This window comes from Paenibacillus nitricinens (genome assembly GCF_052056485.1).
GTDB lineage: Bacteria > Bacillota > Bacilli > Paenibacillales > Paenibacillaceae > Paenibacillus_AQ > Paenibacillus_AQ nitricinens.
In genome coordinates this window covers 4,340,578-4,357,502 of record NZ_CP183948.1, presented here as the reverse complement: position 1 = coordinate 4,357,502, position 16,925 = coordinate 4,340,578, and the positions used below count along the sequence as shown (strand labels likewise).

Genomic DNA, 16,925 nt, shown 5'->3' with positions numbered 1-16,925 from the left:
GAGCCAATCTGACTGTTAATATGAGGTTGTTATTGTTAGCAGAAAGAAGGCTTTTTTATGTCCATGTGGAAAAGGAATTTGATCGTTTGCTGGTTTGGTATGTTTGTAACGGGTGTAGGTATGAGCCAGATTGCGCCAGTATTGCCACTTTACATTAAGCATCTTGGCGTGGATAATGCCGATTCCGTTGCTCAGTTTTCTGGTATTGCTTTTGGAATTACCTTTATCGTTTCAGCCATATTTTCACCCATTTGGGGGCTGGCGGCAGACAGGTTCGGACGGAAACCAATGCTTTTGCGGGCAAGTCTGGGGATGGCGATTGTGATCAGCTGCATGGGTTTTGCGCCTAATGTGTATGTATTAATTGCACTAAGATTATTACAGGGCACAATAACGGGTTATAGTACAGCTTGTACTACATTAATAGCAACTCAGACGGATAAGGAACATGCAGGATATGCTTTAGGAACTCTTTCAACAGCCAGTATTGCTGGAGCTTTGCTTGGCCCAACGATTGGTGGTTTCATTGCAGAGAGTCTGGGTTTACAAAGTTCATTTTTTGTTACGGGTGGACTGATGCTGGTTGCCTTCATTACAACGGCTTTGTTCGTGAAGGAATCTTTTCATCGTGAAGATAAAAAGACGCTAAGTATCAAGGAAGTCTGGAGCAGTGTTCCAGAGAAAAGCCTAACACTAACCTTGTTTGTGACCTTCTTTATTCTAACCGTAGCTTTATACTCTGTAGAACCGATCATTACGGTATATGTTACTCAGTTATCCAAGAGTGCTAGTCATGTGGCTCTGCTTGCTGGAATGACATTCTCTGCTTCAGGGTTGGCTAATATCATTGCTGCTCCACGACTTGGAAAGCTGTCTGACCGGATAGGGGCTCAAAAAGTCATATTAGTTGCGCTTATTGCGGCAGGACTTCTATTCATCCCACAAGCGTTTGTTCAGAATCCTTGGCAGTTAATGGGCCTTCGTTTTCTGCTAGGATTAGCTGCAGGCGGATTAATCCCTTCTGTGAATATTCTCGTTAAGAAAATCACACCGGACGCTCTTACAGGCAGAGTATTTGGCTTTAACATGTCGGCAGGTTATCTTGGCACCTTTGCAGGTTCGGTTCTAGGTGGGCAAGTGGCAGCCTGGTTTGGGATCCGGGATGTGTTTTTTGTGACGAGTGTTTTGCTATTGATCAATGCAGGTTGGGTGTATTTTAAAGTGTACAAAAAACTAAACTTAAATGGGAGAGAAGATCATGGAAGACTTGAAGAGATCAGAAACTGAAAGTATCGAAGCAAAGAAAACGGCACTGGTTGTAATCGACTTGCAGAATGGAATTATTCACAGTCCTAATAAGGCTCCGCACACAAGTACGCAGGTGGTTCAAAATGGGAGCAGCTTAGTTCAAGCTTTTACTGAAAAGGGTGCATTTGTAGTTCTTGTACGAGTATCCTCGTTAGATGGTCAAGATATGTTAAGACCTCATACAGATTTGAATATGAATGCAGCGTCCTTTCCAGAAGGCTGGGATACCTTAGTGCCTGAATTAGCTGGCTTCAAAAACGCACATGTGATTACTAAACGTCAATGGGGTGCCTTTTTCGGAACGGATCTTGATTTGCAGTTACGGCGCCGTGGGATAGATACGATTGTATTGTGTGGTGTGTCCACATCCATCGGCGTAGATACGACAGCTAGAGAAGCTTATCAGCTTGGATACAATCAAGTTTTTGTGGAAGATGCAATGACTGCTTCTACGAAAGAAGAGCATGACTATGTGTGTAAAACCATTTTCCCTAGGATCGGCAAGATTCGGTCGAGTGGGGAAGTAATATCCCTGTTAAAATAGGTTGAAAAGCCCTCATGCTCTCTGTAATCCCAGAGATGGTCATGAGGGCTTTTGTTTGAAATCACGTACTTACATGAAGATCAGGAGTAGTATCCCAGCCAAGAAGCAGTAATAAGAGAAGTACTTCAAATTACCTTTAGCCATAATCCCCATAAACCAGCGCATAGAAAAATACGTGACGATTAGTGTAGTGATAAATGCAATGAAGTATGGAATTGCTAGTTGCGCCCGGTTTGGGTCATGGGCAATATCAGATGCACCCATAACAAGTCCGCCCAGACTGATCGGTATATACAGCATAAAAGAAAAGCGTAAAGCAGTTTCTTGCTTCATCCCCATAGCGATGGAAGAGATGACCGTTGCGCCTGAGCGACTTATCCCAGGAATAAGAGCTACAGCTTGGGCAAGTCCGACTATGACTGCATCCTTCGTTTTCAAGTCCCCATCTTGTTTACGGCCGCGAAGATTACGAATTAACCATAAAGCAACCCCAGTTACCAGCAAGGCGATGGACACGGTGTGTACAGACGAGAAAATCTCCTCGATTTGGTCCTTAAAGAACAAGGCTAAGATAACTGCAGGCATGGTGCCAATGATAATGTACAAAGAGAACATAAAATCTGACTTATATTCCTCTTTGCGGGTCAGAATAAATTGAATGAATCCAGTGATCAATCTTCCGATATCTTTGCGGAAAATAAAGCAAATCGCAATTAGAGAAGCCGTATTTGTTAGGATTTCAAATGATAGCCCATTCTGTTTTAAGCCTAGCAATTTCTGCGCGATGATCAAATGACCGCTAGAGGATACGGGGATTGGCTCAGTTGCCCCCTGAACAAATCCTAGTAACAAGTATTTAAGCCACAGTATAATATCTTCCATTTTTCCTCCCAGTATTTTTATAATCTTTTTAATCATAGCGCATTCAATGAAGAAATGACAATAGAACCATCGTGCCATATCGAAGTTCATCCCTTTAAATGAGGGCTTGACTGAACCAGTTATAATATTCTTGAATGGCTTGTTCACTAACCGAGCCTATCGCGAAAGTAAACTAAATGAGGTGGAACTATTTGTAGTTCATTAATTAAAATTCATCGGCAGGACATTCCGAAAGCCGCCAGCGTTCTGGCAGAAGCCTTCGCAAAGGATGATCCACTATATCAGCATATTTTGCCTGATGAAACAACAAGACTCCGCGTATTAAACATTTTTTTTCATCGTTATATTGAGATGTTATATCCTTATTCGGATGTTCTAACGACGTCAACTAATTATGAAGCTGTTGCCTTGGTGTTCCATTCGGAGCGTCAGAGCGGGACATTGATTTCGAACGTCAACTATATGAAACAAATTGGACTTGCGATTCTCAAGTGTTTACCGATTTGCCGAATCATTGGTGTGCGAGGATTTATTCGAGGACTAACTACTCTGCGTAGTATGAGTTCCTTATGGTTATCGATGTTTGGAGATCAGAAGTATATGCATTTGGATATGCTTGTTGTGCAAGAACGTTACCGTGGGCAAGGATATGTATCAAAGATTATGATGGCGCTGCTCGCCGAATGCCGTAAGAAGAATGCATTATGTACATTAGAGACACAGACGCCAAGCAATCTTCCCATCTATGAGCATTATCAGTTCCGCACGGTTAAGGTCATCCCCTTGCCCAACAGTACACTAGAGCAATATTGTATGGTATGTACTCCAGATTCTGCGGAGTAGAAATGCGTGGATAGAATCTATGATTTTGTTTAACAAAAAATAGCATAACTTTCGAAGGATTGATATAATAGAAACATATATTCGCGTACTTTAGAACCCTATACGGATGTATACGGGTTTTATTTTTATTTGGTGAGGGTGAGGTTAACAGAAAGATGAATTGGTCGGATTTTGGTGAACGAAACAAACGATTGAATCCCCTATGGAACTTGGGGGCTGGCATGAACCTTGGTGAAATCCAACCGTACAAAGAGATGGTGTCTTTAAGCATCTTGTTACAAGTCTATTATTTGGAGCTAGAATCCAATGAGAGAAGATCCAAGGAAGATATTATAGCCCTGGCTTGGACTGCGTTGCAACGCTTTAATATCGCGAATCTCGGGACTACCGAATCCGTAGAACGTTTAGTGGACGGCCTGCTCTGGAGCGGAAATGGTGGGGATTTCGAATCCTATTATTATGATGATGCGGCTCGGCAAATGGCTGTGCAGAAATATAAGTATTTCATGGTGGATGAGGATGCGACCCGCAGCAGCTGGGAAGAGAGCGGCAGAACAATCTATCGTCTCTCTGAGTATGCCATGGAGCTCATTTTTATGAGTCATGAGATTATTGAAGAGTTCCAGATCAGCATCAAGCTGCTGGAGATTCAGATGCATATTAAGCATGGTCGTGTGACACGGGCGCTACAGGATGTGAATGAACTTATTTCCCGGGTCCGGAAAATGACCCATGAGCAGCAGGAATACCGGAATGCATTGCGCCGTAATCCGAAGCATATTTTTAGTGAATTCGGAGTGGCTCGGCATCAGCGACTCGAAGAGATTCATCAGCAGTTCGATGAAGAACGTAAGCATTTTGATAATATTCATCGTTCACTGGCCCGGCTAGCCAATGACGAGAAAGATGTGATCGACTTCAATGAGATTCGTATTCTTTCTGAACGGGTCGAACTTTCTAGGCGTGTGCACGATGAACTGGCTGAGGTAGTTCTGAATATTTTTGAGGTAGAGACCAATTTAAGATTGAACTTCCCTGAATTATTCTGGGGAGCTTCCGGCTTTAACTTCCGTACTCATGTATGGGAGGAATGGGTGAAAGATGAAGGCCTGCCAAGCGGCGATAGTCTTGAATTGCTGCTCAGCGGACTGTTCGCTCCGAATCAGGATTTCGTCTATCCGCTTCCCTGGGCTTGGGAGGAACAAGAGGTTGGTTTTATTCCAGATGTAGTGATGGATGAACTTGAAGATGAGTTGGAGGCTGAGGCAGTTCAATATATTCCTAAAGGGATTCCGTGGACGGAAGTCGTTGCATTGTGGAAGCCTGTGTTCAATGCGCTAGCTCAGCAAGGGAGCTTTACATTCACTGCGGATGCTTTTACCGCAGAGGAATTAACTAGATGGGCACGTACACCAGATGCTGTCGATCTATGGGTGCAGTTTTTTCATTCAGAGATTGTTGTACAGGAACAGGCCCCGGAGAACAGCAATGGATCCGATGAATGCCAGTTACTAATCCGGTATGTACTTGCGGATGATCCTCAACTGGAGGACTTGCGCGGCAAGCTGCTGCGGACGAGCATTGCGCCAGAGACAACCCCATGGGTACGCTGGTCTGGTCTGGATATGAGTCCTTTTATTATAACGATCGTGGAGAGGTGAGAAGTTACTAGTATGAGTTATACATTAGAACAGGTACAGCAAGCATCACGGTTATTTTTTGAATTACTTCGTAAAAAAGTAATCCCTCTCGATGATCCGGCGGCGGCAGAATGCCTTCAGGATGCAGGAACCTATGATGCACTACAATATGTTGCTAAGGAAGCAGGCTGCCGAGTGATGAATTCCGGGCACCGTCTCCATTTGCTGGTTAATCCACTCGGGTCAGTGTTCGCTACCAACTTCACCCAGTTGAAGAACAAATATTCACGAATTGAGCGCAAAACTCATTTACATATCATTAATATCATTATCCTTGTTTTTCTGGCTGAGATGGACCAGGACGAAACTCACTTTAAGTCTGGGCAAGACAGTATGTCCTACATACAGATATCTGATCAGGTGTCCTCTCTCTTTCAAGCGTGGATGCAGATGGATGCTGAAGGTCGGTTTAGCCAGCAGTGGCAATTGGATATCCAAGCGATGTCTAAAGTGTGGATCAACCTTTATATGCAAACTAAGAGTCAGGAAGAAAGTGATCTTCTGACAAGAGGGGCAGGCTCACGTATTGGGCTGATCCATGAAGGCATGAAACTCCTGGAAGAGGAGAAGCTTGTGTTCATTTCGGAGTCAGAGAAGCGGATATTCCCGCGGGAAGAGCTTTACGAAAGAATGCGGTATTTATATCATGATGTCGACCGGTATCAGGAATTAAAGAAACTCATCGGACGAACTTTAGCTGAGAAAGACGGTGCTACTTATGCCGCGGATTGAACGCATACGGATAACAGGGCTTAAATACGAGAAGATGCTCAAGAAGTATGATGATATGATTCTGGACCTCTGTAACGAAGAGGGACCATCCAACACGCTGATTACTCTTATGAATGGTGGCGGGAAAGGCGTCCTGCTGCAATCCATATTTCAGTTATTAATGCCCAAAACACCATGGGGAAAAGACAGTGAGAACCAGGTGGAAGCATTTTTTCATAACCATAAAAAACAACTTAAACCCTATACCTTTCACGTAGCGATCGAATGGCGTCTCGACAACACTGAGCGTAATGTGTATATGACGACGGGTATAGCTATGACCGCACATAACTCGCTGGATCAGCAGGATATTAAAGTGGATTACCTGCTGTATGCACTTACTGATTATGGCGAAACGTCTGAACTTACCCTTTCGACGCTGCCGCTTTTTGATGAAGAGACTGCTGAACCTACGAGTTTTGAAACGATCCAGCAATTTGTGCGAGATCGACGGGGGGAGATTGTACCTTTCGGTAGCCATAGCTCGGATTTAAAAAGATATTATGATTTCCTGGCTACCCGGGATATCCATATCGCTGAGTGGCGCAATATGCGGCGAATCAATGGGGAAGAGGGTGGTATCAAAGGTTATTTCAAAAAGAATGATGCCTTTACCAACCATAACTTATTCGAAAAGCTAATTATTCCTGAGATCGGCTCCAGTCTGAATGAGTCACCGCGAGAAGAAGACAATACGCTGCAACGGATGTTTATCGATACGGCGACAGTAGCTCAGCGCCTACCGATGCTTGAACAGCGGGAACAAGTCTACACAGAGTTTCTTGGAATGACAGCACCTTTATACGAGCTGGTGAAGCTAGGAGTAGAGGCAGAGAGCACTGTTCAAGAAACGGAACTACGTGGACGTCAGATCTATACGGTTATCCATGAAGAGTTGAGGAATGCGGAGGAAGAGCGAAGTAAGGTTGCTAATGAACTGGCTGGGCGTTATCAGGAATCGAAGCAATTGCGATTTGAGACGGACAATCTCAAGTATTTACGCAGCAAGGAAGAAATGGAACTGAAACAGGAAGAGTTTAACAAGCTCAGTGATCATCAGAGACGGGCACGTGGACGACTGGACGATTCCAAGGTTCAGGAGAAGAAGCTAGAAGTGGCTCATTTCTTGGCCAAACGTATGCTCCATACACGACAAATTGAGCAGTGGCAGAAAGAGATTCAAGCGATTGAAGGTTCTCTGGAGATGAAAGAACGTCAAGAGGTCATTCAGGCTGCCAAGGAAAAGCTTCGGAAACAATGGGATGTGGTATTCATCCTCTGGGAACAAACGATCAGAGGGTTTGGAACCGCGGAGCGAGCTCTGTCGACTGAAGAAAAAGGACTGCGTAAGGAGCGGGAGAGCTTCTTGCTGGAGTTAGCAGGCCTCGATATCCAGATTAATGAATTGACGTTATCTATTCGGCAATATTCAGAAGAGCTCGGAGCATTCGCAGCCCAGCATGGTCAGGAAGCTGCCCATGCTTCGGTAGCGGCGCTTCAACGTACAATTTCAGCTGCCAAAACGATACTTCTGGATATGGAAGCATTAGAGGAACAGCAAAAAGAGGCTGAGAATCAAAAGCTGACATTGCATAAGAATCATGCCGAGCTTAGCGAGAAACATCGTTCTTATGAACGTGAGGCAGACGAGCTTGGGGCACTGCTTGATACACAGACCTATAAGGAATCACAGTTATGGTCACAGATTGTTGTGCTGCTGGAAATGTTTAATGAACATAATCGTTTGGGAGCTACTGGCCTTTTTGAAGAAAAAGATGCTATTCAACTACGATTTATCCGAAAAATGGATGAAGTGGAGCAGCAAACGAAACGTTCCAGACGGGATTACTACAATCAGCTCATGGACGTGGAGCTTCAGAATCAATCCTACTGGCTGCCGAATTCAGATATTCTGGCGGTCAAGGATACACTTGATTCGCTTAAGATTCAATCCACACCGGGCAGTTCCTATTTAAATGATCGCCCATACCTTGAACGTGAGGAAGAGCTGGAGCGCCATCCACTCCTTCCTTATAGCCTCATTGTAACTCGTCGCGAAGCTGATAAAATCAAGCCGGATCTGCTAAAGGATACACTGTTGAAATCAGCGGTGCCGATTTTTATCCGTGAAGAGATGGCAGCTTCAGATCAAGTATCATTTAACCTTTTTGCGAACCAAGGGCCACAAATGGTACTGGAACCAGACCGTTTCTTTAACTTTAAGAGCGGTATTCAAGCGAAGCTTAAGGAGCAAGAACAAGTGCTTCAGGATGCGGAGGCTTATTTATCGAAGCTGAAATCTGTGCGTCAGGAATATGAGCGGTTATATCAAACAGAGAACACTGTGACGATTACAGCCAAACGCAATACCCTTATGAAATTGCAAAGTGAGCTTCAGCAGAGCCTTATCAATCTGGACAACGAGATAGATGAGAACGAGGGTATACTTGCTCGGATCGGTCGGGAACTTATCGAGAATAAAGCGCTTAGTGCAGAACAGGAGCAGAGAGCAGCAGCATTGCAAGGTTGGATTGAACGTTCGAAGAAACATGAACAGGATCAAAAGGAGAAGAAAAAGTATACAGATCGTAAGAGTTTAGTGAGCAAAGAGCTTGCGAGTAAGGACAAGCAACTCGAGCATCTTGAAGCGCAAATGGTAAGCCTTGGCGGAGAACGTGAGAAATGGACGGGAGATGCCAAATATGCTCTATTTCCTAGACTGCAGCATTGGTTTCCAGAGATTGTATTTCCGACATATCACCAGCTTTCAGATGATGTGGAAGTCACACCAATTGATCCCGTAGAACAGAATCTTCTGTTGCAGCAGCTTAGTACTGTTGAAAGCCTGCAGCAATCACTGACGGAGAATGAGCTTGAAATTCGAACAAGAGCCGCCCAGATCAAAGCGGCAAGCGAGAATCTAACCGAGCTTGAAGCCAGCTTGAATCAAGTGGATGAGCATTGGCGGAAGGTGACAGAACCTGCTGAATCTACCGAATCCATTATGGCTGCAAGAAACCGTCAAAAGTCGGAAACTGCTTCACTGGAAGAAGACTATCAGATGATTCACGACTCTTTCATCCGCTGCCAGACCGAATTGGAGAATTTGCAGAAGGAATTGCGTAAGGTAGAGAAAGGAATCAAAGAGAAACATGAGCGTGCCGTGGAAATTTGGAATGAGCTACTCGAGCAAAAAGAGGCGGACATTCAGGAACGTATCCAAGAGAATGAGCTTATGCTTAACCAGTGTAAACGATCTTTGGATCGAATGGATGCGCTCATTCAGACGTTATCCAATCAAATCAAGATCATGAATGCACATATTGAGGATCGGGTTAATCTACGGACTGTGCCAGAAGATTTAATGCTGAGCGTTAGAGAAAGCTGCGAGTCTCTTGTTGCTGACTGGCTTCTTCGCATTAAGGATAGCCGCGTTATACGGGACGAGGTCTCCAGAAAGGTGAAGGAAGAGAAAAATTCATTAACCGGAAAACTCGCTAAGAATGAACGGAATTCTGAACTGGAGACCAAGATTCTAGATCGTCTAAATACGGTTCATTGGGATAACTTCGCGATTGCTCAGCAAGTCCTGGATTCGATGTTACGTAGTTCACGAGATCAGATTGAGAGCATCCAAAGCGATAAGGAAGAGATGGGTCTGTCCCGCAAAATGTGGGTAGCCCGGGCTTCTTATCGTGTAGTACAAATCATTGATATTATGAAACGAATGGAACGTCGGATGATTATTCATAATGAGAATAATTATGCCTTCCCGCTGGTACGCCTGAATTATAAAAATATCAATGTACCGAGAACAAGCGATGAGGTAGAGCCGATGGTGAGCGACTATTTCAATCGGTGTATCCATGAATTGCTTTCGAAATATCCGAAGATTGAACAAGTACCAACACTTATAATCAAAGAGGTTATCAATGACGGACGAATCGTCTATGCGGCGCTTCAGAATCGCTTTCCGATTCTTCAGGTATATAAACCGGTAACGGAAAATTACTTCCTCTACGCCGCTCCGGAAGACTACCATTATTCCGACTGGGAAATCATCAATCGGGGTGCGCTGGATGAGGCTGTCGGCAGTGGCGGACAGCGCCAATCGGTACAACTGTTGGTAGCAATGATGATCATGACACATAAACGTGTAAATCGTGAGAACAAAGGGTGGACGGTCTTTTTATATGACAATCCATTTGGAGAAATGGTTTCAAATAACGTGCTTGATCCTGTATTTGAAATTTCTAAGGCGCTCAAATTTCAGTGGTTGATTGTTACGCCACCGGAGCTAGTGAAGAATGACGTCAGCGTTCGCTTTGGTGTGTATTGGCAGCTCTATTTCGGGGGTGTCAAAGGGGACATGTTAGAATCCACCCTAGTCAAGGGAGGAAGAAAGCTCATTCCTGTTTCGCTTTTTTGATCAGCAGCGTTTACCAGCGTCCATAATGAAAGAAGCTCTAGTAGCATAATGCTGGAGCTTCTTTTTCGTTATACATTATCCTTATCTTTCTCGCTTATAACGTTTACCGGCCTTAAAGGACGCCGAAGGCGTATATGCTTACTATAATAGAATTAATAAAATTTCGAGACTGCGGAGAAATGTATGCGAAAAACCGAATACAATGTGCTGACAGAACGTAAACGAGCCGAATGTATGCGAAAAACCGAATACAATATACCGACAGAACGTAAACGAGCCGAATGTATGCGAAAAACCGAATACAATATACCGACAGAACGTAAACGAGCCGAATGTATGCGAAAAATCGAATACAATATGCCGCCGATAACGTAAACGAGCCGAATGTATGCGAAAAACCGAATACAATATGCCGCCGGTAACGTATAAGAGCCGAATGTATGCGAAAAATCGAATACAATATGCCGCCGGTAACGTAAACGAGCCGAATGTATGCGAAAAACCGAATACAATGTGCCGCCGGTAACGTATAAGAGCCGAATGTATGCGAAAAATCGAATACAATATGCCGACAGAACGTAAACGAGCCGAATGTATGCGAAAAATCGAATACAATATGCCGACAGAACGTAAACGAGCCGAATGTATGCGAAAAACCGAATACAATGTACCGCCGTAACGTAAACGAGCCGAATGTATGCGAAAAACCGAATACAATGTACCGCCGGTAACGTAAACGAGCCGAATGTATGCGAAAAACCGAATACAATATGCCGCCGGTAACGTAAACGAGCCGAATGTATGCGAAAAATCGAATACAATATGCCTCCAGTAACGTAAACGAGCCGAATGTATGCGAAAAACCGAATACAATGTGCCGCCGGTAACGTAAACGAGCCGAATGTATGCGAAAAATCGAATACAATGTGCCGCCGGTAACGTATAAGAGCCGAATGTATGCGAAAAATCGAATACAATATGCCGCCGGTAACGTAAACGAGCCGAATGTATGCGAAAAACCGAATACAATATGCCGCCGTAACGTAAACGAGCCAGCACCGTTATTCTCCCGAAATTACCCGGGAATGGGCTTGTTATTAGGAATAAGTGCACTATGGTTCCTTAAGCGGAACCTCACTACGAAGGTATGGATACTAGTATGAATAAGGATCATTCATTGCCGAACTTCTTATGTTATATGACAGCTTCCTCTGGCTCTAAAATTTTTGGAATGGTTACCGTAAATGTAGTACCTTTCTCAGGAACACTTTCTACAGTGATCGCTCCACCATGATTATGTACAATATTCTGCGTGATCATAAAGCCAAGACCTGTTCCTGTTTCTTTTGTCGTGTAAAATGGTTTACCAAGTGCTTTAATCTGTTCCTCTGTCATCCCGCAACCTTCATCTTGCACGCTGATTCGGGCTTCACTTTCATTTGTAAGCACATGAATATATATATTTCCTCCACTATCCATTGCTTCCATCGCATTTTTAAGTAAATTAATAAATACCTGTTTCAGCTGATAAGCCTCACCATGGATCCAAATGGAGTGATCTGTACAGACAGGGAGGATCTGAAGGTTTTTCAGTGCAGCTTGTCCATTCATTAGTGTGGTGACTTGTTCTAGTAAAGATAATAAATCCACTGGTTTACTGACATGCGTCGTTTGTGGCTTGGATAAGACCAGCAGCTCGTTGACGATAAATTCGATGCGTTTCAATTCAGACTCAATAATGAAAAAATATTTATCATTCATGCGCTCAGAAGAGCGAAGCAGCTTCATAAAGCCGTTAATGGCGGTAAGCGGATTTCTGATTTCATGAGCGATTCCAGCTGCTAATTGCCCTGCGGTAGATAATTTCTCGGATTGGATTAGCCGTTCTTCTTCCAGCATTTGCTGAGAGACATCTTTAAATATTCCGATAAATGCCATGTTTCCATTGAAGATAATCGGAAGTGTGAATCCATCCACAAATTTCTGCTGACCATTTAAGCAATTGATTAAGTAGCAAACAGAGCCAATCGTATCACCACTGTAATATCTTTCCCTTCGTTCTTGAAGGATTGCATGATTGGTAAGGTCTACAATATTAGTAGTGGATGTACCCACCAATTGATTCAGGCTTTCCGCATGGATTAACTGTAAGCCCGCTGAATTCACATACTGAATAATCCCTTTTGCTGTAACAACAACGGTCAGAGGTAATCCCTCCAGGAGTTGCAGGAATGATTTATCTTTTTCTAATAGACTGCTCTCCGCTTCTTGCAGCTGAGTTTCTATTTGCCTGATCAAGGTCTTGTTCTCAAATTGAGTAAAATAATATAGGGGTGCACCATTAGCATCCGAAACGATAGATATGGAGATCTCTATGGATAACAGTTGTCCGGTTGGTAGGTAGTAGTTCTGTTGGAATCGATGCGGATGGATGTTCATAGAGGAAAGAGACCTTCCAAGCTCAGCAATTTCATGGATCTGACTTAGAAGAGTTCGGACAGATGGTGAAGGTGTTATTAACTCGTTATGATCGTACCCCAACAGGTTACTTAGGGCTGAATTCCATTTTAGGAACGTTCCATCTAACGAAACTAGAGCCATTCCAATTACAGCATGTGTAAAAGCAAAATCAAAACTTTGGAATTCATTGGACCGCACTGCTATTCACCTCTCATATTCTTTCCACTATATGTAATAGTCATAGTATAAAACATATATTCAAGTAAAATATATAAATTTTTATGTGATCGAGAATCGTCCGAAATAGCTATGTGTTGTTGTGAAAATAAGGGTGCAAGAGTCAAACGATTTCAGGTAGAATTAAAGGATATGTTGTATTTTTTGAAAGTGGAGGCGTTGTACCGTGCAAACAATCATTGGTGAAATCAGAGAAATTAATCGCTATCCAGTCAAGTCATTTGCAGGTGAACGATTGGAAACCTGTGTGATAGAACCGTATGGAATGTTAGGGGATCGCTTCTGTGCCTTTTATGATGAGTCAAAAGAGGGCTGGTGGCGGTATTTTACGGCTAGAAATAATCCTAAAATGCTTACCTACCAAGCGCAATTTATCAATGGAGAAATTCATGTAAGGGCTTCGGATGGACGAACCTTTGGGTGGGATGAGCATTTATTGGAAGAAATCCAAAGCCAGACTAAAACGCGAATTTCCATGTCTAGTATAAAAGCTTCACATCCACAGCCAGAGCACCCGCAACTGTTATCGGTGGATGGTGCCAGCATATTGCTCATTACGGATGCTAGTTTGAAGAAGCTAGAGGCTGCGTGGGGACATTCCTTAGATCAGCGCCGGTTTCGTGGGAACTTTGTTATAGCTCTAAGCGATGAATCTCTTTTCGAAGGGGAGTGGATCGGGCGGCAGCTCTCCATAGGAGATGTTCAGCTACAAGTAGATAGTTTTTGTGAGAGATGTATGGTTATCACGATGGACCCGGATAGTCAGGAAAGAGACCCTAAATTATTGAAAAAACTAAACCAAGAGTTTGAACTACACTTCGGAGTTTACGCTTCTGTAGTTAAGACAGGGGAAATCAGAATCGGAGACAAAGTAGAATTAATGGAATAGATAATGATATAAACGTCCTTTACATTCCCATATGGATAATTTACCCTTTAAAGGAATGGAAAATTCATAGCGGGAGGGAATGTATGAAGAAGAAAATAATATCCCTGTTGATGGTATCTTTACTTTTAGTAGTTTATCTTCCTACGAATGCATTAGCAGCAGATAGTAGCAAAACGCAAACATATGTGAACACTCAGAAGGTCGCGGCAGAGAAGGCAGCATTCTTAACGGAAAAGATAGGGACGACAAGTCTCCAATATGCTCTTATCGATGGCGATAATATCGTTATGAGCGGCACAGCTGGATACAGCCATGTGGAGAGCAAGACAGCACCAAGCACTACAACGATGTATGGAATTGGCTCGACGAGTAAAATGTATACGACCGCTTCTATTATGAAGCTCGTTGATCAAGGAAAGGTAGATTTGGATGCACCTGTCGTATCGTATCTGAATCATTTTACGATGGAAGATTCACGTTATAAGCAAATCACCGTACGAATGCTACTGAATCATTCATCAGGTCTAGGGGGTTCGAACTTATCAAACTCTTTCTTATTCAATGATTCTGATTCTATCGCCAAAGATAACTTGCTAGCGACTTTGACAACTGAGCGTCTAAAGGCAGATCCAGGAGCCTACTCAGTATATTGTAATGATGGATTTACGCTGGCGGAGTTGATTGTTGAGAAAGTCAGTGGAATGGACTTCACTACATTCATACATCAGAATTTTACAGGTCCTTTAGGGCTTGGGCATACGAAAACGCCAGTAGATTCTGTGGATTCTAGACAGCTGGCAAGTGTATATAATGCTACCTACCCTGCCGCCTTACCCCAAGAGACGATTAACGTGATTGGAACAGGGGGCATCTATTCTACGGCTGAAGATTTGGTGCGTTTTGCAACTATTTTCACTGGAGGATCGAAGGGGATTCTGTCAGAAAAATCAATAAAAGCGATGGAGCAAGAGGAGTACAAGCGTGGAATGTGGCCGAAAGGAAAAGATAATTCGTTTGCGTACGGATTGGGCTGGGACAGTGTGAATTTATATCCATTCAATCAGTACGATATCAAAGCTCTGACAAAGGGAGGGGATACAACTCTGTATCATACTTCACTTGTCATATTGCCTGATCAGCAGATGGCAGCAGCTGTGGTATCTTCTGGTGGGGATAGCTCAACTGATCAGATGCTTGCTAACGAAATATTGCTCAGTGCGCTACAAGAAAAGGGAGTTATCAAGGAACTAAAACCTACACCTACATTTAAAGCTTCGAACAAAGAGGCTATGCCGCAGGAATTGCTCGATTATGCTGGTGTCTATGCTGATTCTACACAACTGATGAAGATAGAGATTACAAAAGCTGGGGATTTGAGTATATCTTCGATTATGGCACCTACATTTCCAGCTCAGAAATTTTCGTATAATACAAACGGTGAATTCTTAGATGCAGCGGGTGCTAATAAAGTTAGCTTTGTGAAGGAAAGCAATGGTCGCATCTACCTTTGGATTCAAGGGTACGGGGTCATTCCAGGGCTTGGTGAGACTGCTCTTTCTCAATATGCAGCTGAAAAGCTAGAGGCGAATGCTTTATCCAATGAGGTCTTGTCAGCTTGGCAGCAGCGTCAAGGGAAATTGTATTTTGATGTCAGCGAGAAGTATAGCTCACAATTTTACATGAGTATGCCAGTAGCTGGAATTGCTATGTTCCCTGATGCACCGGGCTATATGGGCTCGAATAAAATAACCGGGCCGAATAAAGCTGAAATGACCGTGCAAATTCCAACTTTAGGTGGGCGCGATCTTGCGGATATTGTTTTTGAAAATAAAGAGGGTGTGGAGTATCTCAAGGTTGGAAACCAATTATTTATTACACAGGATGCGATTAAACCTATCTATGCCGGCCCGCAATCATTGGTAACCATTCAAGCAGATGGATATGCAAGATGGTATGAAATACCTGAGACAGCATCAGGCAAGTTGATGACAGTAGGGCTACCACCTAAAGGTTCCTTTGCTGTTTATGATGCGAATGGTGTGTGTGTAAATTTCTCTACTGTCAGTGGTCTTACGCAAGTTAAACTTCCGAGTAACGGGAAAATTGTATTTGTAAGCGATGTGGGTGCGAAGTTTGAATTGACAATCAAGTAGTAATAAACCATTCAATTCTATTTTATAAAAAAATCCTGTTATCCAGATCATTGATCTGGATAACAGGATTTTTATTAGAAAATTCTATATTCCTCTATTTAAAATTCTTAGAAAACTCTTTTATTTTATCTACAAAAATCCCTTTGAGCTGATCAGTACCTTCTTTGGGAGCCTTATAGGCTTTATAACCGCCAAAGGATTCGATGCAAACTGCAGCCTTTTTTAAATCATCCGGAAAATTCTTCTCAATTAGTTGCTCAGTAGTTTTTGGTTTTTCGTTACAAATATAATAGCCCATCTTCTTATTTAGTAGCTCATCTTTATTTTTTTTGATAAAATCACGAATCGCTTTATATATCTTCTCGTCTCTTACTCCAGCACCTAAAATAATGCTATCAAATGCCTCAAGACTTGGCTTCTCTATTTCAATATTACAGATCTTACTCTGAGGGAGCTCGTCGGATAATACCTTTGCGCATTGCTCTGTTGCCCCTGATTTTGTAGCGTATAGAATAAGTACTGCCATTGTGGTCCCTCTTTTCAGTTTAAATTGTTCAGGTTTCAAACCACCCTCGTAAATTGAATATCTTGATAATCAAGATATTATCCATACTATCGAAAATGCAGATCTTTTGTCAAGTTAGCAACAAGTTCTCATGCGTTAATCACACACCCTTATTATGGTATCATAGGAATAATTACGCTATCG

At 43.0% G+C, this 16,925-nt stretch carries 14 protein-coding genes; 11 read left to right on the top strand and 3 right to left on the bottom strand.

Going from position 1 to position 16,925, the window contains the following annotated elements:
* The first annotated feature begins 57 nt into the window (after positions 1-57).
* Positions 58-1,287 (top strand): multidrug efflux MFS transporter, encoded by a 1,230-nt coding sequence (locus ACN6KS_RS19330; RefSeq protein ID WP_094874504.1) that lies wholly within the window; start codon positions 58-60, stop codon positions 1,285-1,287.
* The gene (locus tag ACN6KS_RS19325; protein WP_094874505.1) at positions 1,259-1,852 is read left to right on the top strand and encodes a hydrolase; all 594 of its coding nucleotides are present in this window, start codon (positions 1,259-1,261) and stop codon (positions 1,850-1,852) included. The genes ACN6KS_RS19330 and ACN6KS_RS19325 overlap by 29 nt, the downstream gene beginning before the upstream one ends.
* Positions 1,853-1,921: 69 nt before the next feature.
* Here the strand turns inward: ACN6KS_RS19325 and ACN6KS_RS19320 are convergent, their stop codons facing one another.
* Positions 1,922-2,734, bottom strand: a complete 813-nt coding sequence (locus ACN6KS_RS19320; protein WP_094874506.1) for an undecaprenyl-diphosphate phosphatase — start codon at positions 2,732-2,734, stop codon at positions 1,922-1,924.
* 411 nt (positions 2,735-3,145) lie between these two features.
* On the opposite strand from ACN6KS_RS19320, the gene ACN6KS_RS19315 reads away from it, so the two are divergent.
* The 7 genes from ACN6KS_RS19315 to ACN6KS_RS19285 all read left to right on the top strand — a co-directional run bounded on the left by ACN6KS_RS19315 (position 3,146) and on the right by ACN6KS_RS19285 (position 11,640).
* Positions 3,146-3,577, top strand: coding sequence for a GNAT family N-acetyltransferase (locus ACN6KS_RS19315; protein WP_256990050.1), 432 nt, complete (start codon positions 3,146-3,148; stop codon positions 3,575-3,577).
* 155 nt (positions 3,578-3,732) lie between these two features.
* Positions 3,733-5,238 (top strand): hypothetical protein, encoded by a 1,506-nt coding sequence (locus tag ACN6KS_RS19310; protein WP_440960289.1) that lies wholly within the window; start codon positions 3,733-3,735, stop codon positions 5,236-5,238.
* 12 nt (positions 5,239-5,250) lie between these two features.
* On the top strand, positions 5,251-6,009 hold the full coding sequence (locus tag ACN6KS_RS19305; protein WP_440960288.1) for a DUF6063 family protein: 759 nt from the start codon (positions 5,251-5,253) through the stop codon (positions 6,007-6,009).
* Entirely contained in the window at positions 5,996-10,477 is a 4,482-nt protein-coding gene (locus ACN6KS_RS19300) for a hypothetical protein (protein ID WP_440960287.1), read from the top strand. The genes ACN6KS_RS19305 and ACN6KS_RS19300 overlap by 14 nt, the downstream gene beginning before the upstream one ends.
* A 183-nt stretch (positions 10,478-10,660) precedes the next feature.
* Positions 10,661-10,852 carry a hypothetical protein gene (locus ACN6KS_RS19295; RefSeq protein ID WP_440960286.1) on the top strand — a complete coding sequence of 64 codons (192 nt, stop codon included), beginning with the start codon at positions 10,661-10,663 and terminating at the stop codon, positions 10,850-10,852.
* Between the two features lie 169 nt (positions 10,853-11,021).
* A complete protein-coding gene (locus ACN6KS_RS19290; RefSeq protein WP_440960285.1) occupies positions 11,022-11,156 on the top strand; it encodes a hypothetical protein in 135 nt (44 codons plus the stop codon).
* A gap of 226 nt (positions 11,157-11,382) precedes the next feature.
* The gene (locus ACN6KS_RS19285) at positions 11,383-11,640 is read left to right on the top strand and encodes a hypothetical protein (RefSeq protein ID WP_440960284.1); all 258 of its coding nucleotides are present in this window, start codon (positions 11,383-11,385) and stop codon (positions 11,638-11,640) included.
* A gap of 31 nt (positions 11,641-11,671) precedes the next feature.
* Here ACN6KS_RS19285 and ACN6KS_RS19280 read toward each other — a convergent pair whose 3' ends face one another.
* Positions 11,672-13,135, bottom strand: a complete 1,464-nt coding sequence (locus ACN6KS_RS19280) for an ATP-binding protein (RefSeq protein ID WP_440960283.1) — start codon at positions 13,133-13,135, stop codon at positions 11,672-11,674.
* 205 nt (positions 13,136-13,340) lie between these two features.
* Between ACN6KS_RS19280 and ACN6KS_RS19275 the strand changes: the two genes are divergently transcribed.
* Positions 13,341-14,063, top strand: coding sequence for an MOSC domain-containing protein (locus tag ACN6KS_RS19275; protein ID WP_440960282.1), 723 nt, complete (start codon positions 13,341-13,343; stop codon positions 14,061-14,063).
* 83 nt (positions 14,064-14,146) lie between these two features.
* The gene (locus ACN6KS_RS19270) at positions 14,147-16,216 is read left to right on the top strand and encodes a serine hydrolase domain-containing protein (protein ID WP_440960281.1); all 2,070 of its coding nucleotides are present in this window, start codon (positions 14,147-14,149) and stop codon (positions 16,214-16,216) included.
* 94 nt (positions 16,217-16,310) lie between these two features.
* Here the strand turns inward: ACN6KS_RS19270 and ACN6KS_RS19265 are convergent, their stop codons facing one another.
* Complete coding sequence (locus ACN6KS_RS19265) at positions 16,311-16,742, bottom strand: flavodoxin domain-containing protein (protein WP_094869257.1); 432 nt, start codon at positions 16,740-16,742, stop codon at positions 16,311-16,313.
* Positions 16,743-16,925 lie beyond the last annotated feature (183 nt).